Below are 26,614 nucleotides of genomic sequence, written 5' to 3'. Positions count from 1 at the left end.
TGCAATGCGCCAAGCCCAGGAATTGACGTTCACCACCCACGATGGCGTGGCCTTGTTCTACCGGCACTGGCCGGCCGTCGCGGCGGATCCGGGCGAGCCCCGTCAGGCTGTGTTGTTGTTTCACCGGGGTCATGAACACTCCGGGCGCATCGCGCATCTGGTGGATGAGCTGGATTTGCCCGGGTTCGACTTTTTTGCCTGGGACGCACGCGGCCATGGCCAGTCGCCTGGCGCCCGGGGCGACAGCCCGAGTTTTGCTACCAGTGCGCGGGATGTGCAGACGTTCTGCGATCACATCGGCGCGACGCATCAGATTGACGAGGCGAACATCGCCGTGGTGGCGCAAAGTGTCGGGGCGGTGATCGCGTCGACCTGGGTCCACGACTACGCGCCGCGCATTCGCTCGCTGGTGCTGGCGTCGCCGGCGTTCAAGGTCAAGCTCTACGTGCCTTTCGCTCGCCCGGGCCTGGCGCTGATGCGCAAGTTTCGCGGCAATTTTTTCGTCAACAGCTACGTCAAGGCAAAATTCCTCAGCCATGACCCGGAGCGGGTGGCGTCCTACGACAGCGATCCGCTGATCACCAAAGCCATTTCGGTGAACGTGCTGCTGGGCCTGTACGAAGCCGCCGACCGGGTGGTAGCCGATGCCCGGGCGATTCAGGTGCCGACGCAGCTGTTGATCTCCGGTTCCGACTTTGTGGTGCATCGCAAACCCCAGGAGCAGTTCTTCGAGCGGCTGGGCAGTGTGCACAAGGAAAAACACATCCTGCCGGGGTTCTTCCACGACACCCTCGGCGAGAAAAACCGAGCACCGGCCATTGCCAGTGCCCGACGTTTCATTCTGCAAAACTTTGCACGACCGCTGAACCGCCCGTCCCTGCTCGATGCCGATCGCCTGGGCGCGAGCTGCGCCGAGTCCGAATCCCTGGCAACGCCCCTGCCGCACAATTCGCCGCGCGACCTTTACTGGCGCATGACCCGCGCCAGCATGCGCGTTGGCAGCACGTTGTCGGCCGGGGTCAAATTGGGCTTCGACACCGGGTTCGACTCCGGCAGCACCCTGGATTACGTCTACCGCAATCGCCCCACCGGCACCTCGCCGCTGGGCAGAATGATTGACCAGAACTACCTGAACTCCATCGGCTGGCGCGGCATTCGCCAGCGCAAATTGCACGTCGAAGAACTGCTGCGCCTGGCCATGGGCAAGCTGCGCGAGCAGAGCCGCGAGGTGCGCATCGTCGACATCGCCGCCGGTCATGGCCGTTATATTCTCGAAGCGCTGCAAGGCGTCAGTCCGTTGCCCGAGTCGATCCTGCTGCGCGATTACAGCGACATCAACGTGCGGGACGGCAGTGCGCTGATTCTCGAAAAAGGCTTGGGCGACATTGCTCAATTCGTCAAAGGTGACGCCTTCGACCGCCAGGACCTGGCGGCCCTGGAGCCAAAACCGACCCTCGCCGTGGTGTCCGGCCTGTATGAGCTGTTTCCTGATAATCAGCTGGTGGGCGGCTCGCTGGCCGGCCTGGCCGAAGCCGTGGAGCCCGGCGGTTACCTGGTTTACACCGGTCAGCCGTGGCACCCGCAACTGGAACTGATCGCCCGCGCCCTCACCAGCCACCGCGCCGGGCAGGCTTGGGTCATGCGTCTGCGCAGTCAGGCCGAAATGGACCAATTGGTTGAGGCCGCAGGGTTTCGCAAGATCACGCAGCGGGTCGATGAATGGGGCATCTTCAGCGTTTCGCTGGCTCAGCGAGTGCAATGATGAGCGCTGTCATCGCACCGGCCCGCGAGCCCGCGCTGCTGAAACCGGCGGTGCTGTGGTTGCTGTTGTTGGCGCCGCTGTTCTTCAGCACCTATGGCTTCGCCACGTGGGTCACGTCCCAGCGTGACGACGTCGGCAGCCTGGTGTTCGGTTGGGAAAGCCACATGCCGTTCATGGCCTGGACCATCGTGCCCTACTGGTCGATCGATCTGCTTTACGGCCTGTCCCTGCTGCTGCCCACCCGCCGCGAAGAACTCAAGCGCCATGCCTTGCGCCTGCTCACGGCGCAGGCGATTGCCGTCAGTTGCTTCCTGATCTGGCCGTTGCGCTTTACCTTTGCCCGGCCGGAACTGGATGGCGTATTCGGTTGGCTGTTCGACGTGCTGGCGGGCTTCGACAAGCCGTTCAATCAAGCGCCGTCGCTGCACATCGCGTTGCTGGTGGTGCTCTGGGTCTGCTATCAGCGGCACCTGCAGGGCCTCTGGCGTTGGGTGATGCACGGTTGGTTCGCGTTGATTGGCGTGTCGGTGCTGACCACGTATCAACATCACTTTATCGACCTGCCTACCGGCGCATTGGCCGGTTGGCTGTGTGTCTGGTTGTGGCCACTGGATCGGCCCAGTCCACTGCACAGTGCGCGTCTGACTGGGGACCGCACCCGCCTGCAATTGGCGTTGCGTTATGGCTTGGGGGCTGCGGCGTTTTTCATTCCGGCGTTTGCCTTCGGCGGCGCTTGGCTCTGGTTGATCTGGCCGGCGGTGGCGTTGCTGTTGGTTGCGCTCAATTACCTGGTGTTCGACGCCAGCGGCTTTCAGAAGCGTGCCGATGGCCGGTTGAGCCCGGCGGCGCGTTGGTTGTTGGCGCCTTATCTGGCGGCGGCGTGGGTCAATTCCCGTTGCTGGACGCGCAAGCATCCGCTGCCGGACCAGGTGGCGGATAACGTCTGGCTGGGGCGAGTGCCCACGCCGATGGAGTTAAAGGACAGCGCGTTTACCGGGGTGCTCGACCTCTGCGCTGAATTGTCCATGGACAGCACTGGCATTGCCTATCACTCGTTGCCGGTGCTCGACCTGACGGCGCCGACGGCCGAGCAGTGCCTGAAGGCTGCGCAGATCATTGAAAACCTGCGCCAGCAAGGGCCGGTGCTGGTCTGCTGCGCCTTGGGTTATTCGCGCAGCGCCACCGCTGTGGTTGCCTGGTTGCTGCACACGGGTCGGGCGGCGAGCGTTGATGCGGCTATCGTGCAAATCCAGCGAGTTCGCCCGCGCGTTGTTCTGCATCCAGCGCACCGTCGGGCGTTGGCGCAATTATCCACAGGGCTGGGAGATGAGCATGAGCAGTGATATGGAACTCCACACCGTGGCGAGTCTGTTGCGGCGGGGGCATTCGCTGGATCAGCTTTCCACCGGGCTGACGCTGCTGGCGGCGCTGCTGGGATTGGGGCAATGGCTGGTGGGCGTCATCGACCCTTGGTTGCTGCTGTTGAGCGCCGTACTGTTCGTTCTCGGCGTGCTGCAAAAATACTGGGCGTTGCGCGTGGCGTTTGATGCCGATCTGTTTCAGCGCGTGGCGGACGGTACCCAATCGCTGGCCGAGCGAACCTATACATTGGATCAAGCCCTCACCTCGCTTGGCCTGCAACCGGCCGAACGCGCCGGCCGTCTCTGGACAGAACGCCGGCATGGCGCGTTGTTGCTGTTACGGCGGCAATCGCGGTTGCTGGCCGCACAAGTTGTCTTGACGCTGGGCTTCATCCTGGCCAGTCCCTGGCTAGCTTTCTCAGGATAAGGAATCCTTATGTTCGAACCCGTGGTCGCCAACCTCATCACCTCCGCAGCCCGCATGGTCACGGGCGCTCGCAGCCTGTGGCTCGGCTGCGCGCCGCAGCCCGTGCAGCGGATCTACTTCGCCAATCACAGCAGCCACGGTGACTTCGTGCTGCTCTGGGCCTCACTGCCGCCGGCGCTGCGCAAGCTTACTCGCCCCGTCGCCGGCGCCGACTACTGGCAAACCAGCCCGGTGCGTCGCTACATCATCAACCGGGTGTTCAATGGCGTGCTGGTGGACCGCGAGCGCAAGGACCCTTCGTACAATCCACTGCAGCCGATGCTCGAAGCCCTGGAGAACGGCGACTCGCTGATCATCTTCCCCGAGGGCACGCGCAATCCGGAGGAAGGCCTGCTGCCGTTCAAAAGCGGGATCTACCACTTGATGAAAAGTCACCCCGAAGTCGAAGTGATCCCGGTGTGGATCGCCAACCTCAACCGTGTCATGCCCAAGGGTCGTGTACTGCCTTTGCCGCTGTTATGCACCACCAGTTTCGGCGCGCCGCTGTGCATCGAAGACGGTGAGAGCAAAGCGCAATTTCTTGAACGCAGCCGCGCAGCGCTGCTGGCACTGGCCCCGGAGCACGTCTGACATGGATAGATATACCCTGATGTTGTTTAGCGGGATCGGCGCGATTCTGCTGCTGGCCTCTGTGATCGGCTTCATTCTCAAGCTACGGACAAAAGGCGCGCCGAACTCGGTCATCGATAACCTCAACGCACGGATCAATGCCTGGTGGATCATGGTGCTGGTGATCGGCATTGCGTTCTGGCTCGGCAACGCCGCGGTTATCCTGCTGTTCTACGCCGTGTCGTTCTATGCCCTGCGCGAATTCTTGACCCTGACGCCGACCCGGCGCAGTGACTATCCCGCGTTGGTGGCCGCGTTCTACCTGGCGCTGCCGCTGCAATACCTGCTGATCTACTTCGATTGGTACGGGCTGTTTTCGATCTTTATCCCGGTTTATGTGTTCCTGCTGCTGCCGATCCTGGCGTCCCTGGGGGGCGACAGCACGCACTTTCTGGAGCGCGCCTCCAAGGTTCAGTGGGGGCTGATGATCGCGGTGTTCTGCATCTCCTTCGTGCCGGCCCTGCTGACGTTGGACATCGCCGGTTTCGAAGGACGCAACCTGTTGCTGATCGCTTATCTGGTGATCGTGGTGCAGCTGTCGGATGTGCTGCAGTACGTGTGCGGCAAGTTGTTCGGCAAGCACAAAATAGCGCCGAACCTGTCACCGTCGAAAACCACCGAAGGCTTTGTCGGCGGCATCCTCCTGGCCTCGCTGATCGGCGGCGCGCTGTGGTGGATCACACCGTTCAATCCATGGCAGTCGTTCCTCATCGCGTTACTGATCAACCTGCTGGGTTTTGCCGGCGGCATCGTCATGTCGGCGATCAAACGTGACCGCGGCGTCAAGGATTGGGGCCACATGATCGAAGGCCACGGCGGCATGCTCGACCGGTTGGACTCGGTGTGCTTCGCCGCGCCGATCTTCTTCCATCTGGTGCGGTACTGGTGGACCTGAAAAAACTGTGGGAGCGAGCCTGCTCGTGATAGGGGCATGTCAGTCAACATTGATGTCGATTGACACACTGCCGAGTGCTCTTGTGGCGAGGGAGCTTGCTCCCTCGCCACGGTTTTGTCTGTGGCTGGCCGACGAGCGAAAATCGAAGGTTGCCGAGAGGAAGGAGCAGTTGCTGAGTTGTCCAACAGCCGTTGGACAATTACCCCTTATGGATAACTAAAACTCTTAACCAACGTCAATTCCCCCACCGCCCGCATCGGCACCACGAAGGTTTCCATCTTCTCGCTCGGCGTGCCCTCTTGCGTGATCACGGTGACCTGCGCCGTGGTCAGGGCTTGTTGCGCTTGCGCCACTTGTTCCCCGCCCTCCTCGCTGTCTTCCTCGCTGCGATAACCGCCGCCGTAGTAGTTCACATACACCAGGTACTGGCCTTTGATCGGCGCAGGCATGGCGAAGATTTCCGGGCCGTAGCCGGTGGTGACGTCGACGTCGAGGGCGGCGCCGTTGGGAGCGACGCGGTTGCCGTACCAGATGTGGGCGCCGTCCGGGGTGATAAGGTGCAGGTCCAGGTCGGTGCCGTCGCTGTCCCAGGTCAGCAATACCCGCAGTTTGGCCGGGGTGGCGCCGCCGCTGGTGTTGAGGAATTGCGTGCGGTGGCGTTGCTGGCCGTCGGGGCTGCGCACTTCGACGCTGTTGCTGCCGTTGGGGAACGAGAATGGCCGGTCGAAGCGACCTTGCGGGTCAAGTTTCAGCGGCAGGCTCACGCCGTTGACGATGAGCTGGCCCGGCTCGCGGGTGTCCTTGGGCGTTCCTTTGATCTGGCCGGTGATGCGGGCGGTGTTGGCCTGGCCCTGGGGCGTATTGACCGACGAGGCCGGGTAGTTGACGGTCTGGCTGAAGTTTTCGCCTTCACCGCCCGGCGCACCGCTGCGCCAGCCGCCGACCGGGGTGTCGAGCTTGATGTTGTCGGCGGCAATGGCCGGTGGCAACGCGGTCAGGGCGCAGAGCAACAGCAAGACCTGTGGATAACGGAGTGTCATGGTCTATTCCAGCAAGAGGTGACGGGCGAGCCCTTCGATATAGGTTTCGTCCTGGCCGTTGGGGTGAGCTTCGAAGGCCAGGTGCAAATATTCATGAGTCAGGTCGAGGCGGTCTTGAAGCGACAGCACGCCGCGCACATAAATGCGCTGGCGTTCACGGTCGACATAAGGCCGGCCGAAGGCGACGCGGCAAACCGCGAAAGAGCTGATCTCGTTGTAGCCCACTTCGCTTTCCAGCCGAGAACGCCAGCCACGCCGTTGCTTCATCAGCCAGTCCTGGGCGGCGGGCAGCGCTTCGCAGGACGCCACCGGATTGTCCCAGCGGCTGAGGCTCGCGCGTGGATAGGCATGGAGCAGGATGGCGTCGTAGCGCTGGCCGCCGTTGGCTTGCTCGACGGCTTGCAGCCAGGACAATTTGTCCGGGCCGGCTTGGTCGGAGTGATAAGTGACATCGGTACCGGCCAAGACCAAGTCGCTGGTCCAGGCGGCGATGGCGCGGGTTTCAGGCGCTGCCGGGCGCGGGGCGACGCGCTGGCGTTGGCTGCTGTCATCGATGCTCAGGCAATCGCCGTTACGTTGGGCGTTTTGCAGCAGGTAAGTGCGAATCGCCACGGCCAACGCCTTGGCGGCTTCGACGGGTTCGGCCTTGGCTTCGCGCTGCAGGACCCGGGCGACGTACTCCTCCCGATCCAGTCGCGCCACCAGTTTGCCGGGTATCAGGAACAGCTCGCCATCGCTGTGGATATCCAACTGGTTGCCGTTAGCGAATTCGACGCGGTAGTCGCCACGCAGTTGACCCGGCGTGGCTGGCCGGTCGCCCGACATCACCCGTTGCAAGGGATAACGGGCGAACAGGCCCACTTCCACGCAGCGCCCTGTTTCTGCCGGCCAGCGGGACGGCAGTGCCGCAGCCAATCCATCGCCGTAAACCTTCAAGACCTGCTGACTGGTGCCGCGTCCACCGGCCCAAACAGGCGTGCCGTCGGCCAGCCAACCGGCGAAACCGCCCTGGCGGGACGAAGGCCCCTGATCACCCAGCCAGCTCCAGGTCTTGACCCGCAGACGACTGCCCAACTCGCCGACCAGTCGCCCGTCCGCCGCGTTGAGCACCACGTCCAGCAGCACCCGACGGGCCTGGTCCTGGGCCGGCAATGTTGCCAGCGCCTTGAGCAGTTCAGCGACGCGAACCTGTGTCTGAGGCTGCAAGGTCGGCAAGTCCAACAGCCATGCAGGCGCTTGGCGGGCCTGCCAGTAATCACGCCAACGGGTGGCCGAGAGCCCGAGCCGCTGCGGTTCGAAATACAAGCCGCAGGATTTCACCAGCGCCTGATCGCGCCCGATACTTTTCCCGGCGCTGCAGCAATAAACCTCTTCTTTCGACTCACCCCGGCACTCATAAACCGGCTCGCGGGCGTCGGTGTCCACCAGCCAGGCATAGACGAACAGTTTCCACAGACTGCCCAGCGGTGCCTGCAAGGTGTCGGGCAGCGGCTGGCGTTCCAGCACCTGTGTCTGGCTCACACGCAGCAGCTGACCGTCGAAGGCCAGGCGCAACGGCTCGTCCTGCGCTGTCGCCAGTGCAGGGATCAAGCACAGCAGCCACCCAACCCACGGCCTGCGCATGTCAGTTGACCGTGACCTGACCGAGCGCTGGTTTCTGTTCCCGGGCCTGATGTTGCGGCGCGTAGACCTGAGTGAAGCGCACCGGCGGCAAGGAGAACTGGCCCTTCTGGGAGAAGCGCACCAGGTGACGCAGGCGCAATTCGCCACTGAGGGCATCCACCGGCACCGCGTAAGCCATCTGGCCTGGCTCGAAGCGCGCCTTTTCCAGGGAGGTCGGTTCGCTGTCGGCTTTGCCCATCAACTGGATGCCCCAGGTGGTGCGTTCCACGTCGGCGCCCGGCGGCAGCGGTACTTCGAGCATGCCGTAGCGCAGCGGTGTCGGGGCTTTGCTGGTGATGATCACTTCATCCAGATAGAGGCTGTCACTGGACAACGGTTTATTGCCCACGGCTTCGAGCTTGAAGGTGAAGGCCTCGTCGCCCGGCACCAGACGCGACAGGCGACGGGTGATGGACACCGCCATCGGCGCCACGGGCGGCTGCTGACTCTGGAAGCTCAGTGCCGCTTGCAGTGGACGCTCCTGGGCACCGGTCAGCGTCAGCAGGGTCGGCAACTGCGCGCCCTGCCATTGCCAGTAGGTTTCACCGGTGACGCCTTGCTTGGCTGTCCAGCCTTCGCCCGGGGTCAGCGCCACGGCTGGCGAGGCCTGTTCGATGCTGCGTTGCAGCCAGGTCAGGGCCAGGGCTCGTTCCAGGGTGGACTGTTGCGGCAGCACGCGTTCCAGCAAGGCAGTGGAGCGAGCCTGATCGAAGGTTTGCAACGACAGCACCAGGGCCTCGACAAACGGCTGGGAGCTGAGGTCCAGTTGCTGTTGCGCGGCGTCCACCTGACGGCTGAAGGCCGCCGGCAATGGCACCTTCGCCTGTTTGGCGAGGGATGCGGTCAGGACGCGGGCACTGGCCAACCCAAGGGCCGAATCCGGGGCGTTCATGACCAGGCTGTCTTCACCGCTGTCCATCACGCTCTCGGTGCTGTCTTCGCGGGCCTTCGCCAGGTCGTCCATCAGGCCGCTGAGCAAGGTGTTCACCGGCAGTTGCATCTGCTTGGCGAACGACAGAATCAGCGCACGCTGCAACAGCGGCGTATCACCGGCCTGCTTGGCGTAGACCTCCAGCACCCGCTGCCAGTGTTCCGGCGGCAGGCTCAAGTCCAAGGCTTTGCTGGCGTACCAGTCGGCGTAATAGGCGTAGGCGGTGAGGAACGCATCCGGCTCGCCGTCCTGCCCCCACCAGGTGAAGCTCGCCGATGGCCCAGCCATCTGCACCAGACGCAAGCGGCTGTTCTGCATGATCAGCCGCAAGCGGTCACGAATCTGCGGATTCGCGGCCAGAGTCGGGTAGGCAATACTCAACGGCAGCAGACGACTGGCGGTCTGCTCGACGCCGCCGTAGGGGTAGCTCAACAAATCATCCAGGGCCGAACGGAACAGCGCTTGCGGGCTGTCGTCCAGGCGCAGGCGGATATCGCTGGCGTCGGCAGGCAGGGTCAGCGGTGTGTCGCCGCTCGCCACGTCGAGACGCTGGCTCTGGGTGACTTGCCAGCCGTTGCCGCTGGCGTTCAGGCGTACGGCCAGGGTGTCCTGGGTTTCGCCGTTCACCTGCAACTGGACGCTCAAGTCGCCGCTGCTCAGCTCCATTGCCGGCAGTGCCACGTAGTTGATGCCGTTTTTCAGGTCCGCCACCACGCGCTGTTCAGCACCGGCGTAACGGATCAGCAGTTCAGTCTTCACCGGTTTTTCGGATTGGCTGAACGCGAACAGGCCCATCTGCGGTTTGTCGCCGCTGCGGAATCGGGTCGGGCCGCTCCATTTCAGGTACAGCGGTTTTTCCGAACCGATGAATTGCTTTTTCTGACCCACCTGACCGTCGTCGGAAATGGCCCGAGCAGTGATGCGCCAGCGGGTCAAGGAATCCGGCATTTTGAAGGTGAAGCGGGCCTTGCCGCTGGCGTCGGTGACCAGCTCCGGTTGCCACGCGGCGGTGTCCACGTCTTCACGACGGGGCCGCTCCAGTACCTTGACGCCGCGCTCGCTGCGGTTGGCCTTGCCGGGCGCGCCTGGGCTGCCCGGCAGTGCCACGTCGTAGCTGATGAACGACAGGCTGGCACTGGTGCGCACGTTGTTGCGACGCGGGTGATAGAAGAACTGGTCGATGGTCGGGGCCACTTCCGGTTGCAGGGCGTAGATCATTTCGTCCACAACGCTGACGGTCAGGTGCGCCGGGATTGCCTTGCCGGCGAACTGGGTGCTCAGGTCAACCGTCACCGTGTCGCCAGGCCGGTAGGTGGCTTTATCGGTGACGACGGCGACGTCGATCTGCGGCGCAACCACCTTGATACCGGCGTTCTGGAAGCTGTACTGGCCGCCCTTGGTGTACAGCACCGAGAACGTCATGTTCGGCGCGAAGGCGTCCTTCACTGGAATGCGCACGCGGTATTGGGTGTCGCTGAGCTTTTCCATCTTCAGCCAGTCACTGCCCTTGGACAGCAACGCCGTGGCCTCGACCTTGTCCCGCTCAAGCGACAGCAGCGCATCGCTGACCGGTTCCGGGAAGGTGATCAGCGCCAGGGCTTCGTCACCGGCCTTGTATTCGGCTTTGTCGAGGACGATTTCAACGGTGCCCGGCACTGCCTTGATGCCTTCGCCAGTCACCGCATGAGCCGCAGCACCAATGACTCGGCCATGGTCGTCCTTGAGCGTCAGGTTGTAGGTGCCGGGGCGGTCGAAGGTCAGGCTGAAACCCTTGTCCTTGGCCGCCAGCTTGCCTTCGCCGGTGGTTTGGTCTTCCAGCCGTACCCAGCCATAACTGCCCGGGGTCACGGCTTTGGCTTGGTCGTTGCCGCCTTCATTGGCGTAGCTGAACGAAACCTTCTGGCCGGCGGCACTGAAGCGCTGGGGTGCGCTCAGGCGGAAATTCGCGGCACCACGGTCAATGAGAATTTCCTTGGTGGTCTTGACCCGATACGCCGCGCCATCGCTGGCAAACACGGTGAGTGTGTAGCGGCTCGGCTTGTCGGCGGCCGGCAGGTCGAGCTCGGCGTTGCCCTGGTCATCGGTGGTCACTTCGCTGCTGGTCAGCTCTACCGGGAATTGCCCCAGGTATTGCAGCTCGTTATCCACCATCGACAGTTGCTGGGCCCGCAGGCTCAGGCTCACCGTGGCATTGGCCACGGGCTTGCCGTCCGGGTACAGCAGCACGAGTTTGCCCTTGACCGGTTCACCGGTACGGTAATCCTGTTTGGCAAGGTTCAGGGCGATTTCGAAGTGCGGCTTGATGTATTCGGCCACGCGAAAGGCGCTGCTGTAGAGCTGGTCCTTGTAGCTGAAACGTAATTCATAGCCGCCGGCCACGGCGTTTTCCGGCAACTGGAAACGGCCTTGGGTGCCGGCCTTGGAGTCCAGCTTCAGGGCCAGGGTTTGCAGCGCGGTGCCAGTGGCATCCAGCACGCTGACATTGACGTCGGCGGCCGCCGGTTGCACCGAGTCACGGGCATTCTTGAATTCACGTCCGACGATTTTCAGCGACACCCAATCCCCCGGCCGATACAGCGGCCGGTCGGTGAAGGCGTAGAGTTTGGTGTCGTAGATTTCGCTGTCGTAGTAGAAGTTTTCGGAAACAAATACCCCGCCCTCCTCGTCCTCGCCAATGACGAACGAACGCTCAGGGCTGACGTGTTTGAGGCGCAGCAAGCCGTCTTCATCGGTGGCACCGCTGCTCATCACGCCCAGGCCGTCGGTCCACAGCACGTTGACCTTGGGCACCGAACGGCCTTCATGCTTGCGTGCGGCCCAGACCAGCAGTTCGTCGCCAGCAATCTTGCTCACTGCCACGGTGTTGGAAACGAAGACCATGGTGGTCGCCCGGTATTTGCCAATCAACGCTTCCACCAGGTACAGGCCCGGCTTCAACTGACCCAACGGCACGTAGACGTTGCCCGGCGCGACGCTGACGAACTCACTGGACGAGCCGGCCAGGTTGACGCCCGCCGGCGGTTGGATCGGCTTGGCCTGCCACAGCGGATAACGGAACTGGCTGACCACCGGCAAGCCCGGGATCAAGGCGAATTGTGGCGGTGCGTCGTACGGGGTCGGCGCCACCATGGCATCGCCCATCTTCAGTTCCGGCACTTCTTCGGTGACCTGTTGGCGGGACTCGTAGGAGAACGCCCGTTGCATCACCCGACGGGACTTGCGATACCAGCTGTCCCACAGGTACGCGAGGGTGTTCGACAGGCCTTCGCCCTTGAACTGGCCGTCGCTGACCACCCGGTGCAGGTTCTTCTGGCGCTTGAGGAAATCCAGCGGTTTGTCGATGCGATAGACCCGTATATCGGCGCCACCGTAGGGCTCCATGCGGAACCGGCGGTAGTCGCGGCCCGGGGCTTCGAGGCGGACCATGGCCTGCTCATCGCTGGCAAAACTGCTGTCGGCCAGCAGGAAGAAGCTTTCACCGGCCACCGGTGTGTAGCCGCTGGGCTCTACCGTGTCCTCGGCATGAGTGATTGGTGCCAGCAACAAGGCAAATAGCAGGGGCAGTTTTGAACACAAGCGCAGCATGCGGGCACCGGTCATTGGGAGAGAAAGCTGAGTCGATAGACGCCGATGAAGTTGGGGTTGGCTGCGTCGGGTATCCATCGGGTGTCCTTCCAGTTCATGAGTTGTTGCAGGCTTGCGGAGCGCATGCCGTTGTCGGTTGGGGTGGTGGTGCCGGTGTGATAGGCGATGTAGCGGCCCATCCAGATCATCAGGTGCTGGTCGTCGCCCTGATCGAAGAACATCAGGTCGCCAGGGCGGGCCTGGGCCACGTCACGGCCCACCAGGTGGCTGTTGAACTGGATCAGCTTGATGGCGTTGACGTAGGGCCCGACCTTGCCGCCGCCCTGTTGCCATTGCTGGGCCAGGCGCCGCTGGGCGTCGCTCAGCTGCAATTCTGGCGGCAGGTAGCGGTTGGACAGGCCATTGCTGCGCAACCATTTGTCATCGTGGACTTTCAGCGCCTCGTTGGCGGCGAAGCGCACCAGCCCGGCACAATCCTGCTGATACCAGCGCGGACTCGGGCCCTTGCTCAGTTGCTCCTGGGCGATGCGCACGAACCAGGCGCGAAAGACCTGGGATTGCTGCACATCCAGCGACGGCTTCTCCGTGGCAAACGCCTGAGCGCCCAGCAGCAGCGCCAGCATCAACGCCAATCCGGGGTTGCGGATCAGCCCTGTCACAGCGCTTTCCATTCCAGCGGCAGCCACTGCCAGTGACCGTCCGGCTCGCTGCCTTCAGGCAACGTCAGGGCGTATTTACCGTAGCCGCCGAGGGTGCGCAGTTTCGGGATCAGGTAGGTTTGCGCGGCGTTGTAGAACACCGGCTCCATGTCCTGGGGCAGGCTGTCGAGCGTCTCGCGTTGCATCAGTTGCGCCATGGCGTCCGGGCCGAAGTAGACCGGCATCAGCAGGTCCTTGGGCACCACGTCGGCCATGGGCGGGAAGCGTTTGTCGAGGGTGCCGAGGGCCTTGTCCACCAACTTGTCGTCGAGGGAAAACAGCAAGGTCGAGCCGTGACGCGCCAAACTCACGCGCATGAACGCCTTGCCGGTGATCGCATCGGGCTGCTGCGCTTCCTTGGCCAGGTACGGGCCGAAGTTGGAGCTGACCTGACGTTGCCACTGATGCATCGGGCCTTCCTGCTTTTCAACAACAGGGAACGCATGTTCGGCGACGTTGTTTTCATAGGCGCCTACCATCGACCCGAACAGCTTACCCAGGTCGGCGTCGAGCTTGCCGTCGTCTTCGTTCAGGCTCGCCACCAGCAGCGGCGTGTACAGTCGCGAATCGGCGTACCAGCAGAGGCCCGCCGCGCCGGCCATATGGTCGACCATGGCTTGGGCCGCTTGGTCGTCGGCGCCGAGTTTCACCAGCAACGGTTTCTGTTGTTCGGCGGCCAGGGGCAAGGCAACGCAGGCACTGGCGCCCATGGGCATGGCTTGCCAGATCGGTTTGAAATCGAAGTCCGGCTGGTTTTCCAGCTCATCCATGGCCAGGAAGCTGTGCCAACCCTTGTCGTCCATGTCGAAGCGCAACCCGGCGAAGTTCGGGATGAAACGCTGGTAGCCCATGGCAAGAACGCTGGCGTTGACCGAAATCCGTTGCTTCACTTCTGGCGCCTTGGGCGGCAGGCCGAAGGCTTCGGGGAAGAGTTTTTCACCGGCCAGCAGCGCTTCGAGGGCCTGGGTCGAGACCATGCCGCGTTCATCGGTAGGACCATTGCCCTTGTCGTAAAGCTTGGTCGGATTCGACAGCACGACCATCTTGTCGCCATGGGAAGCGAAGACCAGGGATTTGCTGGCGTTATAGCTCAGTTGGTAAAGCGCGACCTCGTCGCCGCCCACCTTCAAGTCGCCGAGCTTACTCAACTGGGTGTCATCCAAGGCCACTTTCGCCAACGGCTCCAGCACCTTCGCCAACCCGCCGCGATCCATTACCAGCAGGAAATCCTTGAGACGCCCGTCGGCACCACGCCACAGCGCCACATCGGCCGGCTGGTCGAAAAGCGCCTCGATCAGGCTGTCCTGCAGCTTGAGGTCATGCTCGTAGATGATCCGGCGCAGGCTGCCGATCAGCCCGAGGCGGTCGGCATGGGCCTCGTAATAAAAGACGAAATCTTCGGTGAGCGTGGCCTTGAGGAACGGCACCGCCAGCAGGTCCTTGGGCAACTGGCTCAGGGAATGGGCTTCGAGCAAGCCGTCGGGGCGGCTCAGGCCGAGCTTTTCCAACGCCAACTCCATGGGCGGCGCCTTGGGCTTGTGTATGAACCAGCCCAACCCGGCGGCGACACCGGCCACCAGGCACAGCCCGATCAGCATCGCCGGCCAACGGCGCACAGGTTTGGCGACAGGTGTCGGCTCGGTTGGGGAAGCAGTGTTGTCGCTCATATTCACAAGGGCCTATTCATCCGTGGAGCGGAATACTTAGTAATTGAAAGTCTTGACCAGCAACAGATCGCCAATGGCGCGCAGGGGCACGACAAAGGTTTCGCGTTTTTCATCGACGGTGTTTTCGTTGAGCACCAGGTTGATCTGCGAGGTAATCACCTCGTTCTGGTTGCTGGTTTCCTCGAAGTTATAGCCGCCGCTGCCGTAGTTGCCCCAATAGTTCACGTAGACCAGATACGTGCCGTGCATCGGCGCGGTCATGGTGAACATCTCCGGGCCGGGGCCATCGACGCCATCCGGGTCGAGGCCGCCGCCGTTGGTCAGCGCCGGCTGGCCGAAGAATGCATGCTGGCCGTCGGGCGTAATGATGTGCAGGTCCAGTTCGGCCTTGGGGTCGTCCCAGCCCAGCACCACGCGGATCTGCGCCGGGGTTCGCAGGTTGTTGGCCTCATAGAACTGCACGCGCTTGAGGGACTGGCCTTCGGAGCTGCGCACCTCGACGCTGTTGGAACCGGCACCGAACGCATAGGGCCGGGCGAAACGCCCTTCATCGTCGGTATAGAGATTCAGTGGATTGCCGTTGACCGCCAGGCTGTGGGGCGCACGGGCCGTGCCCATGGCCTTGAGCCGGCCTTCGATCATCGTGCGATTGCGCTGCACGCCACGGTCGATGGGCGGTGTGGGGTAGGCGACCTGAGGGTTTTCAGTGCGATCGAGCAAGCCGCTGTAACGCCAGCCGCCCACCGGCTCCGACAGCTCGGCCGAAGGCGCGGCCCACACCAGCGGCGCGGCGAACAGCACGATCAACAGTGAAAGAAAACGCATGTATGCCTCCTGCCATGCATGACGTAACCCGACGCCCTTCCTCGGCGCTGCCTGTCATTGTTCGGGTTTCGTCTGGAGGCCCCGTTGCAAGGGGCCGTAGATGGCGCGAAGGTTAGCGATTCGGCGGATTATTCACAATCGGGCAACGGGCGATTCTGTGTGGGAAATCACGTCTTGAGAGTGGCGTGAGCCGAATAGCGAATTTATTCGGCTCATAAAATGAGCCGAATAGCGCTATTATTCGGCTCATTCTCTTTCGGACAGACTTCATGGCTCCTCTGGCAGCAGCCCGACTGGCCCGACTTTCGCTGGCAAGCTGAAGCATTGGCACCGCTGCTACGCGAATGCGTGCAGACCCAGGGCCAACTGCTGGGAATGACCAGCGCGGTCACGGCTTCGCTCAGCGCTCAGAATGAGTTGGACGCGTTACTGCAAAATATCGTGACCTCTTCGGCCATCGAAGGAGAACAATTGAATGTGGGTTCGGTGCGATCGTCCTTGGCCCGACGCCTGGGCCTCGAACAGGTCGGCGACAACCCGGTTAGCACGCGCAGTGAAGGCTTGGCGAATTTGCTGCTGGACGCGACCCGGCATTTCAATCAGCCACTGACTGTCCAGCGCCTGCTGGAATGGCATGAATGGTTATTCCCTGATCAAGCGGGTGACCTTGCCCATCGAGAGATCCGAGTGGGTACGCTGCGCGGTGACGAACCGATGCAAGTTGTCTCAGGCAGGCTGGATCGACCCACCGTTCACTTCCAAGCACCGCCTCGTCAAGGCCTGGAGCAACAGTTACAGACGTTCGTCGACTGGTTCGAGGCTAGCCGTCATCAGGCCGAACTCGATCCTTTGCTGCGTGCTGGCATCGCCCATTTCTGGTTTGTCACTCTGCATCCGTTCGACGATGGCAATGGTCGCCTGACCCGCACCCTCACCGATCTGGCACTGGCCCAAGGGGAGGCCCAGGCGATCCGTTTCTATGCCATGTCTGCAAGCATTCTCGATGACCGCTGCGGTTACTATCGAATCCTGGAGACGTGCCAGAAAGCCACGCTGGACATTACTCCGTGGCTGACGTGGTTTCTGCTGACGCTGTTGCGCAGCCTTCAGCAGGCCATCACCCGGATCGAAAGTGTGCTGTACAAGGCAAGGTTCTGGCAGATTCATCGCGCAAGCGCACTTACGCCTGAACAGATCAAAGTGCTCAACCGACTGCTCGATGGCGGTGAAAAAGGCTTCGAGGGCGGTATCAGTGCGGCTCAATACCAGGAGGTGGCAAAGGTTTCCAAGGCCACGGCGACCCGTCATCTGGCGCAGATGCTGGAGAAAGGTTGCCTGGAACGAATGCCAGGTGGCGGGCGTAGTACTCGATACCGCGCGAGTTATCCAGACGCATAGGATCACTTGTGGCGTCGCATCCGGATGAACCCTCGAAGGTTTGGGGCCGCTGTGCGCCCCAGCGGGAGCAAGCTCCCTCGCCACAAAAGCGAGTCTACCGCAGCCTGTTCTATCTCATCCGTCCCGCTTCGATTCCCACCCCTTGATTTGCCCCAATACCCCATGTCTGCTAGTGTCGCGCCGGTTTAACAGTCAACCGGAATAGCCGCCATGGCCCGCAAAAAAGCTGCACTGGATTTCGAACAATCTCTGGCCGACCTGCAAACGCTGGTCGAACGGCTGGAGAACGGAGAATTGTCGCTGGAAGACTCGCTGACCGCCTTCGAGCAGGGTATCGGCTTGACTCGCGACTGCCAGGCGGCGCTGGCCCAGGCCGAGCAGAAGGTGCAATTGCTGCTCGAGCGCGACGGCGAGCTGACCGAAGAGCCTTTCGACGCGGAACAACCTGAATGATCGGCGCGTATCAGGCCGGCAGTCAGGCCCGGGTCAACACTGCCCTGGACACGCTGTTCACCGCTCCGAGCCCTGAACTGGCACGTCTGTATGAAGCCATGCGCTACAGCGTAATGAACGGCGGCAAGCGTGTGCGGCCGCTGCTGGCCTACGCGGCGTGCGAAGCGCTGGGTGGTCAAGCCGAGCAGGCCAACGGCGCAGCTTGCGCGGTGGAGCTGATCCACGCTTACTCCCTGGTCCATGATGACTTGCCGGCCATGGACGACGACGACCTGCGTCGCGGCCAGCCAACCACTCACAAGCAATTCGACGAAGCCTGCGCAATCCTCGCTGGCGACGGTTTGCAGAGCCTGGCCTTCAGCGCCCTGCTGGATCCGGCCCTGAGCAATTGTTCAGCGCAGATTCGCCTGGACATGGTCAGTGCCCTGGCGCTGGCGGCTGGCCCCGCCGGAATGGTCGGCGGCCAGGCCATCGACCTCGGTTCGGTGGGCCTGAAGCTGGACCAGAGTGCGCTGGAATACATGCACCGGCACAAGACCGGCGCCTTGATCGAGGCCAGCGTCAGGCTCGGTGCCCTGGCCAGCGGCCGGGCCACGCCCGAACAGCTGCAAGCCTTGCAGACCTACGCCCGGGCCATTGGCCTGGCGTTCCAGGTGCAGGACGACATCCTCGACGTCGAAAGCGATACCCAGACCCTGGGTAAACGCCAGGGCGCCGACATCGCGCGTGACAAACCGACCTACCCGGCCCTGCTCGGTCTCGACGCGGCCAAGGCCTATGCCCTGGAGTTGCGCGACCAGGCCCTGGTCGCGCTGCGACCCTTTGACGCGGCGGCCGAGCCGTTGCGCGACTTGGCGCGGTATATCGTCGAACGACGCAGCTGACACGGGGCCAACCCCTTACAGACAGCGTATCGGCCAAGTTCCGGCCAACGCGTGGGCAGCTTGCGATGCATAAGGTAAACTGCCGCCTCTTTCTATACCTATAACGATTCGCCTGATGCCCACGACGTTTCAAGAGATTCCCCGCAAACGCCCGACCACGCCGCTGCTGGACCGCGCCAACACGCCGGACGGCCTGCGTCGCCTGGGTGAAGCCGAGCTGGAAACCCTGGCCGATGAGTTGCGCCAGGAACTGCTCTACACGGTCGGCCAGACCGGTGGGCACTTCGGTGCAGGCCTTGGCGTCATCGAGCTGACGATCGCGTTGCATTACGTGTTCGACACCCCGGATGACCGTCTGGTATGGGACGTCGGGCATCAGGCCTACCCGCATAAAATCCTCACTGGCCGGCGTGAGCGCATGGGCACCCTGCGTCAGAAGGACGGCGTCGCGGCGTTCCCGCGCCGTTCCGAGAGCGAATACGACACCTTTGGCGTCGGGCACTCCAGCACGTCCATCAGCGCCGCCCTGGGCATGGCGATTGCCGCCCGTCTGCAAAACAGCGACCGCAAGGCCATTGCCGTGATCGGCGACGGCGCACTGACGGCGGGTATGGCTTTCGAAGCGTTGAACCACGCGCCGGAAGTCAACGCCAACATGCTGGTGATCCTCAACGACAACGACATGTCGATCTCGCGCAACGTCGGCGGGCTGTCCAACTACCTGGCAAAAATCCTCTCCAGCCGCACTTACGCCAGCATGCGTGAAGGCAGCAAAAAGGTCCTGTCGCGCCTGCCCGGCGCCTGGGAAATCGCCCGCCGCACCGAAGAATACGCCAAGGGCATGCTGGTGCCCGGCACGCTGTTCGAAGAGCTGGGCTGGAACTACATCGGCCCCATCGACGGCCACGACCTGCCCACACTGATCGCCACCCTGCGCAACATGCGCGACCTCAAGGGCCCGCAGTTCCTGCACGTGGTGACCAAGAAAGGCAAAGGCTTCGCCCCGGCGGAAGTCGACCCGATCGGCTACCACGCCATCACCAAGCTCGAACCGCTGGATGCCCCGGCCGCCGCGCCGAAAAAGGCCGGCGGGCCTAAGTATTCCAGCGTGTTTGGCCAATGGTTGTGCGACATGGCAGCCGCTGACCCGCGCCTGGTGGGCATCACCCCGGCGATGAAGGAAGGCTCGGACCTGGTGGCCTTCAGCGAACGCTATCCGCAGCGCTATTTCGACGTGGCGATTGCCGAGCAGCACGCCGTGACCTTCGCCGCCGGCATGGCGTGTGAAGGCGCGAAACCGGTGGTGGCGATCTACTCGACCTTCCTGCAACGCGGTTATGATCAGTTGGTTCATGACGTCGCGGTGCAGAACCTCGACGTGCTGTTCGCCATCGACCGCGCCGGCCTGGTGGGCGAAGACGGTCCGACCCACGCCGGCAGCTTCGACCTGTCGTTCCTGCGCTGCATCCCCGGCATGCTGGTGATGACCCCGAGCGATGAAAACGAGCTGCGCAAAATGCTCACCACCGGCCACCTGTTCAATGGCCCGGCGGCGGTGCGCTACCCCCGCGGCACCGGCCCGAACGCGACCATTGAAGCCGACCTTGAACCGATTGAAATCGGCAAGGGCGTGATTCGCCGCCAGGGCAAGCAAACCGCCCTGCTGGTGTTCGGCGTGCAGCTGGCCGAAGCCCTGAAAGTCGCGCAGACCCTGGATGCCAGCGTGGTGGACATGCGCTTCGTCAAACCGCTGGACGAAGCCTTGGTGCGCGAGATGGCCGCCAGTCATGAACTGCTGGTGACCATCGAGGAAAACGCCATCATGGGCGGCGCCGGTGCGGCGGTCAGCGAATTCCTGGCCCGGGAAAACATCCTCAAGTCGGTGCTGCACCTGGGCCTACCGGACACCTACGTCGAACACGCCAAGCCTGCGCAGATGCTGGCCGAATGCGGGCTGGACGAGGCCGGGATCGAAGCGGCCGTGCGTCAGCGGTTGCAGCTGCTGGGGCTGTAACTCCAGCACACCGAACCCTGTGGGAGCGAGCCTGCTCGCGATGACGGTCAATCAGTCGACAGCTATGTTGACTGAGCCACCGCTATCGCGAGCAAGCTCGCTCCCACATTGTTTTTGTGTGAATCAAGCATGATGGGAACCCCATGAAACCCCTGCGCCTCGCCCTGACCCTCTCCCTGCTACCGGCCACCGATCTTCTGGCCGACACCTTCGAACGCGATCAAGCCCTGACACTTCCAGACGTGCTGATCAGCGCCAATCGCCAGGTCGAGGCCCGTAACGACAGCAGCGCCGCCAATACCGTGTTCACCCGTGACGATATCGAGCGCCTGCAACCGACCAGCGTCACTGACTTGCTCAGTCGCGTGCCAGGGGTTCAGGTGGCGCCACTGGGCGGGCGCGGCAGCCTGCCGGGGATTTACATTCGCGGCACCCAATCAGCTCAGAGCCTGGTGCTGGTGGACGGCCAGCGCATCGGCAACGCCACCTCCGGCGACAGCAACCTGCAACACCTGAACATCAACCAGATCGAACGGGTGGAAGTGCTGCGCGGTTCGCGCTCGGTGATCTACGGCGCCGATGCAGTGGGCGGGGTGATTCAGATTTTCACCCGTCGCGGCAACGAACAAGGCCTGCAACCGCGCCTGCATCTGGGTTGGGGCAGCCACCAGACCTGGGAGCGCAGCCTGGGCCTGTCCGGTGGCGACGAGCAGACCCGCTTCAGCCTCGGCGCCAGCCTGGACGACACCGTCGGGGCCAATCGGACCCATGAGTCCTACGCCAGTGACCGGGACGACGACGCCTACCGCAACCAGTCTTTGAGACTGAGCTTGAGCCACGTCGTCAACGATGACCTGGAAATCGGCCTGAACCTGCTGGATAACCGTGGCAAGAGCGAGTTCGACAACCCGTTCGGCCGCTTCGACCCGAACACGTTCGAGTCGCTGCCCCAGCAGCCCTACAGTGAGTTTGCGGTGAGCAGTTTCAGCAGCTACGTGGACGGGCGGATCAACGACGCCTGGAAATCCCGTCTCGAACTGGGTCATAGCGAAAATCGTGAGAAAACCTTCGACAAGCTCAGCGACGTCCGGGAAGTGTTCAACACCTACCGCGACTCGCTGACCTGGCAGAACGACGTGACGCTGAACGCCCGCAACAGCCTGATCGTGGGCGCTGATGGGTACCAGGACCGGGTCAACAGCAGCACGCCGTTCGACGAAGACAGCCGCTGGAACCGCGGGGTGTTTATTCAGCACCGCTTGCGGGCCGAAGCGTTCTCCACCGAGCTGGGCCTGCGCCGCGACCAGAATCAGCAGTTTGGCGGCCAGAATAGTTGGAGTGGCACCTTCACCCTGCCGATGAACCCGGACAACGACCTGTTGCTGACTTACAGCGAAAGCTTTCGCGCGCCAACCTTCAACGACCTCTACTACCCGGACTTCAGTAACCCGAACCTGAAGCCCGAGACCGCCAAAAGCTACGAGCTGCAATGGCGCAGCCAACTGAGCAACAGCGCCCGCCTGGAGGCCTCGCTGTACCGCACGGACCTGGAGGACGCGATCATTTTTGGCAGCAACTCACGCCCGCAGAACGTCGCCTCGGCGCGGATCAACGGTTTTGAAGCGGCCCTCAGCCAGGAACTGTTCGGCTGGCAGAGCAACCTAGGCCTGGCCATCATCGACCCGCGGGACCGCGACAGCGGCCACACCCTGGCCCGCCGCGCTCGCCGGACCTTGAATCTGGACCTGGACCGGCAATTCGACCGACTGGGCCTGGGCGCCACCTGGCAAGCGGTAAGCAGCAGCTACGACGATGAAAACAACCGCAATGCATTGAGCGGCTATGCCTTGCTTGGGTTGCGCAGCAGCTGGGCGTTGACCCGGGAGGTGAAGCTGGAAATGAAGGTGGATAACCTGCTGGACAAGGGCTACAGCCGGGCGCTGTACAGCCATGATGGGGGCCAGTATGGGTATCGGGAGGAAGGTCGGGCTTGGTTGTTTGGGGTGACTTGGACGCCGGGGCTCTGATCCAAGTTGTGTTTGGGCGGGCGTCATCGCGAGTAAATACAAAATCGGAGTTCGCCACAAATCCCCTGTGGGAGCGAGCCCGCTCGCGATTGGGCGCGCCGCGGTTTACCTGTCCGGCGCAATCAGCCCGCACAACCCAGCCGTCGCCTCGATCATCTGCCCACTGGGCCGCTCCAGGCCCTTGTCACTGACCCGCAACAAACGCCCCTGCGCCACCGCCGCCAACTGCGGCCAGGCTTTCCAGGCATCGAGCTGTGCCTGCTCCGTGGCCAGAATGATCTGCGGATTACGCTGTAGTACCGACTCCACACTCACCTGCGGCGCCGGCAGGCTCAGATCGGCAAAGACGTTATGCGCGCCGCACACCGCCAAGGCATCGCTGATGATCTGCCCACCACCGACGGTGTACAGCGGTCGGTCCCAGACCTGATAGAACACCGGCAACGGCGTGTCACGCCGGTAACGCTGACGCAATGCTTCAAGGCGCCCGCGCAACTGCGCCGCTCGCTGCACGCCCCGCTCCGGGCGACCGAGCTGCATGGCGATGTCTTCGATTTGTGCGATGAGTTGCTCGAGGCTGTGGGGCTCGGCGACGTAGACAGCAATGCCCAACCCCTTGAGCTGTACACGCTGGGCCGGGCCAACGCTGCCAGGCCAGAGCAGGAGCAGATCGGGCTTGAGGCTGAGCAAGCGCTCCATGTCCAATTGCCCGTAACGACCCACGGAGGGCAGGTCTTTGAGCACCGACGGACGATCACCAGCATCCAGCACGCCGACCAAGAGGTCGACGGAACCCAGTTCAACGACGATTTCCGATAGCGAGGGCGCCAGGCTGACTACACGTGAAGCCGCAGTCGTCGAAGCACTGACGGCCAGCAGTAGAACCGCCAGCCAGCGGTTCATCAGCCGAGCTGACGCGGGATGCGATACAGGTAGAACAGCACCGCAGAGGACAACGCCAGCAGCATCAGCGGCACGGCTTCCAGGCCGACGAACACCGCCAGGGTGCCGATCCAGGCCGGTAGCCCAGCGGCCAGGAAGGCCGCACGACGCCGGGCCGCCAGTGCAATCCAGGCTTGAGGCTCTTCTGGCGTGTCGAGGGCTTGCTGAGTGGCAATCAAGGCGTGTTTATAAACGCCGAAGAATCGCAGGCTGACAAACATGGACGCCACGCCGGCGATAAACAGCGGCATCGCCAGCACCGGCAGAATGGCTTCGCCCTGACCAAAGACTGCGTTGATCACGAACAGCGGCACCAAGGCCAGGGCCAGGTATTGCCACCAACTGACGGCCAGTCGCCGCCGGACCTGGCCACGCGTCACGCCCGGTCGACCTCGCCCTGATGCTCGTTGCCCATCATATGGTCGAGCTTGCTGGCCTTGGTCGCCAGGTAGAGTTTGTTGTGCGGGTTATGACCGGTGTGCAGCGGCACGCGCTCGGCCACCACGATGCCCATGTCGGTCAGTGCCTTGACCTTGCGTGGGTTGTTGGTCATCAACCGCAACGACCTGACGCCCAGGTGTTGGAGCATGGGCAGGCAGATGCTGTAGTCACGCAGGTCGGCGGCAAACCCGAGGCGCTCGTTGGCTTCCACGGTATCGGCGCCGCCATCTTGTAATTCATAGGCACGAATCTTGTTCAGCAGGCCGATGCCGCGACCTTCCTGACGCAGGTACAGCAGCACGCCTCGGCCTTCACGGGCAATGGCCTGCAACGCCGCTTCGAGCTGTGAACCGCAATCGCAGCGCTGGCTGAACAGGGCATCGCCCGTCAGGCATTCGGAATGCAGGCGGCCGAGCACCGGGGCACCGTCGGCGAAATCACCCAGGCTCAGCACGACGTGCTCGCGGCCAGTGGCTTCATCGAGAAAACCGTGCATGGTGAATTGCGCAAACGGCGTTGGCAGCTTGGAAGCGGCAACAAAAACGACAGGCACCGGTGTGCTCCTGATCTAGTACTGGAGAGTCGCAGAGGCGGGCATTGTAACAGCACGTTCCTACAGACGCTTAGGCTGAATTATCGGCCATAACCATCGAAAAGATTGATTACGACTTGGGTGGTTTACCGTTCTCGTCAAAAGGATAAGGTTGCTTCCAACGTTCGAAAATCGGCTTCAGTTGGCCGGTTTTCACCAGCACCTCCATGCGCTGGTCGAAAAACGAACGCAGCGCCCTTCCGTTTTCGTTGTTGGCAAAGCCTAAGTACAACGGCAAGTTGATCAGCGGCGAGAGTTTGAACTGCTGAGGATTATCAGTCTTGGCGAGCATCTCCTGGAGTTCCATCAACCCATCGACATAAAAATCGGCACGATCGTGGGCCAGCATCGACAAGATACCCACTGTACGGTGGACTTCATTGAAACGCCGGATGTTGGGCAGGTAGTTGTTGTATTCGTACCCGCGCATCCATACCAGCCGATAGTTGCCAATCGTTGCCAGCGTGGGCGTCGGTTTGGAGGCCAGCCCCAGGGCATAGATGTGATCGATGTCGTAGTGCCAGCGGGGATAAAGCACCCCTTCGGACTCATCGCGATAGGCGCCGACCTGCACATCGACTTCGCCACGCTGCACCAACCCGATCGAACGGGTATAGGGCACGCTGCGGATCTCCAGCTTGACGCCTTCGGGCTCGAACACCTTACGCACGATGTCCCAGCCCATGCCCTGGCCATCGGCCTGGGTGTAATCGGCCCACTCCTCGCTGGCCGCCCGGACCTTGCCGGGCAGCGGCGCCGAGTCGGCCACCCGAACGCCGAGGCAGGATCCTAAACACAGCAATAGCAACAGTGCGCGGCTCACGCCCATGCCTGGCTCCCTCAGGTGAAACACCACACCAACCCTTGCATTGCCAGCCAGGCGAAGACCCCGGCCAGCACGTCGTCGAGCATGATTCCGACACCGCCGTGTACATGCCGGTCGATCCAGCGGATTGGCCATGGTTTGAGAATGTCGAAGAAGCGGAAGACCAGGAACCCCGCCAGTAGCCAGTACCAGCCCTCTGGCACTAACCAAAGAGTGATCCACATGCCGACCATCTCATCCCAGACGATGCCTTCATGATCGTGCACCCGCAGATCGTCCGCCACCTTGCCGCACAGCCAGAAGCCAAACAGCATGGTGACGCCGAGCATCAGCCAGTAGCCCCAGTCTGGCAACATCTGCCACAACGGTATGAAGGGTAGCGCAACCAGCGAACCCCAGGTGCCCGGCGCTTTAGGCAAGGTACCCGAGCCGAAGCCGAATGCCAGGAAATGCCAGGGATTTCGCCAGACCGAGGGCGGAACGAATTCTGCCGGGACCTGGTTGGGATGATCTGTCACGGTGTCTCCCGAAAATGTTGATAGCCCCGTATAGATGGGGTGATGTCGCGCCCAAGGCTGTCGAGCAGCATGACGCCTTGCCCGGCCATGACGCTGCCGATCACGTGGATCGGCCAGCCCTCGGCCTGTAATGCCGCCAATCGGACCGGTGGCAGGGCGAATAGCAACACGTAATCGTCACCGCCGCTCAGTGCCGCATCCGCAGCACCCGACCGGCCAAGGAACGTTACCAAAGCGTTGGACAGCGGCAGTCGCTCCCGTTCAACTTGTAATACCACCCCGGACGCCAGTGCGATATGCCCGCAATCGGCCAGCAGCCCATCGGAAATATCCATCGCCGCGCTGGCCTTGCCCCGCAGCGCCTGGCCCAAGTCGATCTGCGGCCGTGGTGACCAATAATGCGCCAGCAGCGGCTCGGCGACAGCAGATTCGGCGTGGCGTTGGCCGAGCACCAGCGGCAATGCACCGGCAGCATTGCCCAGATCACCGCCGACACACAACAGATCGCCGGGCTGCGCGCCACTTCGGGTCAGCGCCTGGCCGGACGGCACGCGGCCGAATACCGTCATGGTCAGGCTCAACGGCCCGCGAGTGGTGTCGCCGCCCACCAGCGCTACACCACAAGCCTGGGCCATCTGGTTCAAACCACGGGCATAGGCTTGCAGCCAATCGGCGGTCACCGTCGGCAAGGTCAGGGCAAGGGTAAATGCCAAAGGGGTGGCGCCCATGGCGGCCAGGTCACTGACCGCCACGGCCAGCGAGCGCTGGCCGAGCAGGAACGGGTCGCAAGGGTCTGGAAAATGCACACCGGCCACCAGCGTGTCGGTGGACACCGCCAACTGTTCCCCAGGGGGAACGGCCAGCAAGGCGCAATCGTCGCCGATCCCCAGCGCAACGCCTTCGCCGCCCTCGCCGCCCTCGCCGCCCTGAGCACAAGGCGCGGCAGCGAAGTAGTCACGGATTAGCTCAAATTCGCCCATAGCCGCTGCAAACGCCA

Annotated in this window: 21 protein-coding genes and 1 pseudogene; 10 read left to right on the top strand and 12 right to left on the bottom strand. The window is 62.8% G+C overall.

Annotation, left to right across the window (positions count from 1 at the left end; genetic code table 11):
• Nucleotides 1-4: 4 nt before the first annotated feature.
• Genes ACA047_RS03545 through ACA047_RS03525 form a run of 5 tightly spaced genes read left to right on the top strand, consistent with a single transcriptional unit; the run spans nucleotide 5 to nucleotide 5,114 of the window.
• A complete protein-coding gene (locus ACA047_RS03545; protein WP_497356726.1) occupies nucleotides 5-1,762 on the top strand; it encodes a bifunctional alpha/beta hydrolase/class I SAM-dependent methyltransferase in 1,758 nt (585 codons plus the stop codon).
• Complete coding sequence (locus tag ACA047_RS03540) at nucleotides 1,762-3,105, top strand: phosphatase PAP2/dual specificity phosphatase family protein (protein WP_497356724.1); 1,344 nt, start codon at nucleotides 1,762-1,764, stop codon at nucleotides 3,103-3,105. The genes ACA047_RS03545 and ACA047_RS03540 overlap by 1 nt, the downstream gene beginning before the upstream one ends.
• Complete coding sequence (locus ACA047_RS03535) at nucleotides 3,095-3,550, top strand: hypothetical protein (protein WP_497356722.1); 456 nt, start codon at nucleotides 3,095-3,097, stop codon at nucleotides 3,548-3,550. The genes ACA047_RS03540 and ACA047_RS03535 overlap by 11 nt, the downstream gene beginning before the upstream one ends.
• Before the next feature lie 9 nt (nucleotides 3,551-3,559).
• Nucleotides 3,560-4,180, top strand: coding sequence for a lysophospholipid acyltransferase family protein (locus tag ACA047_RS03530; protein WP_497356720.1), 621 nt, complete (start codon nucleotides 3,560-3,562; stop codon nucleotides 4,178-4,180).
• Nucleotide 4,181: 1 nt separating this feature from the next.
• On the top strand, nucleotides 4,182-5,114 hold the full coding sequence (locus ACA047_RS03525; protein ID WP_497356718.1) for a phosphatidate cytidylyltransferase: 933 nt from the start codon (nucleotides 4,182-4,184) through the stop codon (nucleotides 5,112-5,114).
• 206 nt (nucleotides 5,115-5,320) lie between these two features.
• Here the strand turns inward: ACA047_RS03525 and ACA047_RS03520 are convergent, their stop codons facing one another.
• From ACA047_RS03520 to ACA047_RS03495, 6 genes are read right to left on the bottom strand one after another with little or no spacing between them, the layout of a single operon-like run.
• Nucleotides 5,321-6,154 (bottom strand): YfaP family protein, encoded by an 834-nt coding sequence (locus ACA047_RS03520; RefSeq protein WP_497356716.1) that lies wholly within the window; start codon nucleotides 6,152-6,154, stop codon nucleotides 5,321-5,323.
• A gap of 3 nt (nucleotides 6,155-6,157) precedes the next feature.
• On the bottom strand, nucleotides 6,158-7,777 hold the full coding sequence (locus tag ACA047_RS03515) for a DUF2300 domain-containing protein (RefSeq protein WP_497356714.1): 1,620 nt from the start codon (nucleotides 7,775-7,777) through the stop codon (nucleotides 6,158-6,160).
• Between the two features lies 1 nt (nucleotide 7,778).
• Nucleotides 7,779-12,347 carry an alpha-2-macroglobulin family protein gene (locus tag ACA047_RS03510; protein ID WP_497360210.1) on the bottom strand — a complete coding sequence of 1,523 codons (4,569 nt, stop codon included), beginning with the start codon at nucleotides 12,345-12,347 and terminating at the stop codon, nucleotides 7,779-7,781.
• Nucleotides 12,344-13,003 (bottom strand): DUF1175 domain-containing protein, encoded by a 660-nt coding sequence (locus ACA047_RS03505; protein WP_497356712.1) that lies wholly within the window; start codon nucleotides 13,001-13,003, stop codon nucleotides 12,344-12,346. The genes ACA047_RS03510 and ACA047_RS03505 overlap by 4 nt, the downstream gene beginning before the upstream one ends.
• Nucleotides 12,988-14,697 (bottom strand): DUF2138 domain-containing protein, encoded by a 1,710-nt coding sequence (locus ACA047_RS03500; protein WP_497356710.1) that lies wholly within the window; start codon nucleotides 14,695-14,697, stop codon nucleotides 12,988-12,990. The genes ACA047_RS03505 and ACA047_RS03500 overlap by 16 nt, the downstream gene beginning before the upstream one ends.
• 36 nt (nucleotides 14,698-14,733) lie before the next feature.
• Nucleotides 14,734-15,522 (bottom strand): YfaP family protein, encoded by a 789-nt coding sequence (locus ACA047_RS03495; RefSeq protein ID WP_497356708.1) that lies wholly within the window; start codon nucleotides 15,520-15,522, stop codon nucleotides 14,734-14,736.
• A gap of 276 nt (nucleotides 15,523-15,798) precedes the next feature.
• On the opposite strand from ACA047_RS03495, the pseudogene ACA047_RS03490 reads away from it, so the two are divergent.
• The 5 genes and pseudogenes from ACA047_RS03490 to ACA047_RS03470 form a co-directional block, all read left to right on the top strand.
• Nucleotides 15,799-16,920: pseudogene (locus tag ACA047_RS03490) on the top strand (Fic family protein); the annotation flags it as partial.
• 210 nt (nucleotides 16,921-17,130) lie between these two features.
• Nucleotides 17,131-17,373 (top strand): exodeoxyribonuclease VII small subunit, encoded by a 243-nt coding sequence (locus tag ACA047_RS03485; RefSeq protein ID WP_003185917.1) that lies wholly within the window; start codon nucleotides 17,131-17,133, stop codon nucleotides 17,371-17,373.
• Nucleotides 17,370-18,257, top strand: coding sequence for a (2E,6E)-farnesyl diphosphate synthase (gene ispA, locus ACA047_RS03480; RefSeq protein WP_497356706.1), 888 nt, complete (start codon nucleotides 17,370-17,372; stop codon nucleotides 18,255-18,257). Before ACA047_RS03485 ends, ispA begins: the two co-directional genes overlap by 4 nt.
• Nucleotides 18,258-18,372: 115 nt before the next feature.
• On the top strand, nucleotides 18,373-20,271 hold the full coding sequence (gene dxs / locus ACA047_RS03475; RefSeq protein ID WP_497356704.1) for a 1-deoxy-D-xylulose-5-phosphate synthase: 1,899 nt from the start codon (nucleotides 18,373-18,375) through the stop codon (nucleotides 20,269-20,271).
• A gap of 143 nt (nucleotides 20,272-20,414) precedes the next feature.
• Nucleotides 20,415-22,298 (top strand): TonB-dependent receptor domain-containing protein, encoded by a 1,884-nt coding sequence (locus tag ACA047_RS03470; RefSeq protein WP_497356702.1) that lies wholly within the window; start codon nucleotides 20,415-20,417, stop codon nucleotides 22,296-22,298.
• 105 nt (nucleotides 22,299-22,403) lie between these two features.
• Here the strand turns inward: ACA047_RS03470 and ACA047_RS03465 are convergent, their stop codons facing one another.
• The 6 genes from ACA047_RS03465 to thiL all read right to left on the bottom strand — a co-directional run bounded on the left by ACA047_RS03465 (nucleotide 22,404) and on the right by thiL (nucleotide 26,597).
• Nucleotides 22,404-23,201, bottom strand: coding sequence for a cobalamin-binding protein (locus tag ACA047_RS03465; RefSeq protein WP_497356700.1), 798 nt, complete (start codon nucleotides 23,199-23,201; stop codon nucleotides 22,404-22,406).
• The gene (locus ACA047_RS03460) at nucleotides 23,201-23,620 is read right to left on the bottom strand and encodes an MFS transporter (RefSeq protein WP_497356698.1); all 420 of its coding nucleotides are present in this window, start codon (nucleotides 23,618-23,620) and stop codon (nucleotides 23,201-23,203) included. Before ACA047_RS03460 ends, ACA047_RS03465 begins: the two co-directional genes overlap by 1 nt.
• Nucleotides 23,617-24,234, bottom strand: coding sequence for a GTP cyclohydrolase II (gene ribA / locus ACA047_RS03455; RefSeq protein ID WP_497356696.1), 618 nt, complete (start codon nucleotides 24,232-24,234; stop codon nucleotides 23,617-23,619). Before ribA ends, ACA047_RS03460 begins: the two co-directional genes overlap by 4 nt.
• A 109-nt stretch (nucleotides 24,235-24,343) precedes the next feature.
• Nucleotides 24,344-25,102: a substrate-binding periplasmic protein gene (locus tag ACA047_RS03450; RefSeq protein ID WP_497356694.1), complete on the bottom strand. Its 759-nt coding sequence runs from the start codon at nucleotides 25,100-25,102 to the stop codon at nucleotides 24,344-24,346.
• Between the two features lie 11 nt (nucleotides 25,103-25,113).
• Nucleotides 25,114-25,617 (bottom strand): phosphatidylglycerophosphatase A family protein, encoded by a 504-nt coding sequence (locus ACA047_RS03445; protein WP_210641313.1) that lies wholly within the window; start codon nucleotides 25,615-25,617, stop codon nucleotides 25,114-25,116.
• Nucleotides 25,614-26,597, bottom strand: a complete 984-nt coding sequence (gene thiL / locus ACA047_RS03440) for a thiamine-phosphate kinase (RefSeq protein ID WP_497356691.1) — start codon at nucleotides 26,595-26,597, stop codon at nucleotides 25,614-25,616. Before thiL ends, ACA047_RS03445 begins: the two co-directional genes overlap by 4 nt.
• Between the last annotated feature and the right edge of the window lie 17 nt (nucleotides 26,598-26,614).

The sequence above is a fragment of the Pseudomonas sp. LBUM1664 genome (genome assembly GCF_059695895.1).
Note: the sequence above shows the minus strand (reverse complement) of the source record. Positions and strands in the feature narration are given on the sequence as shown.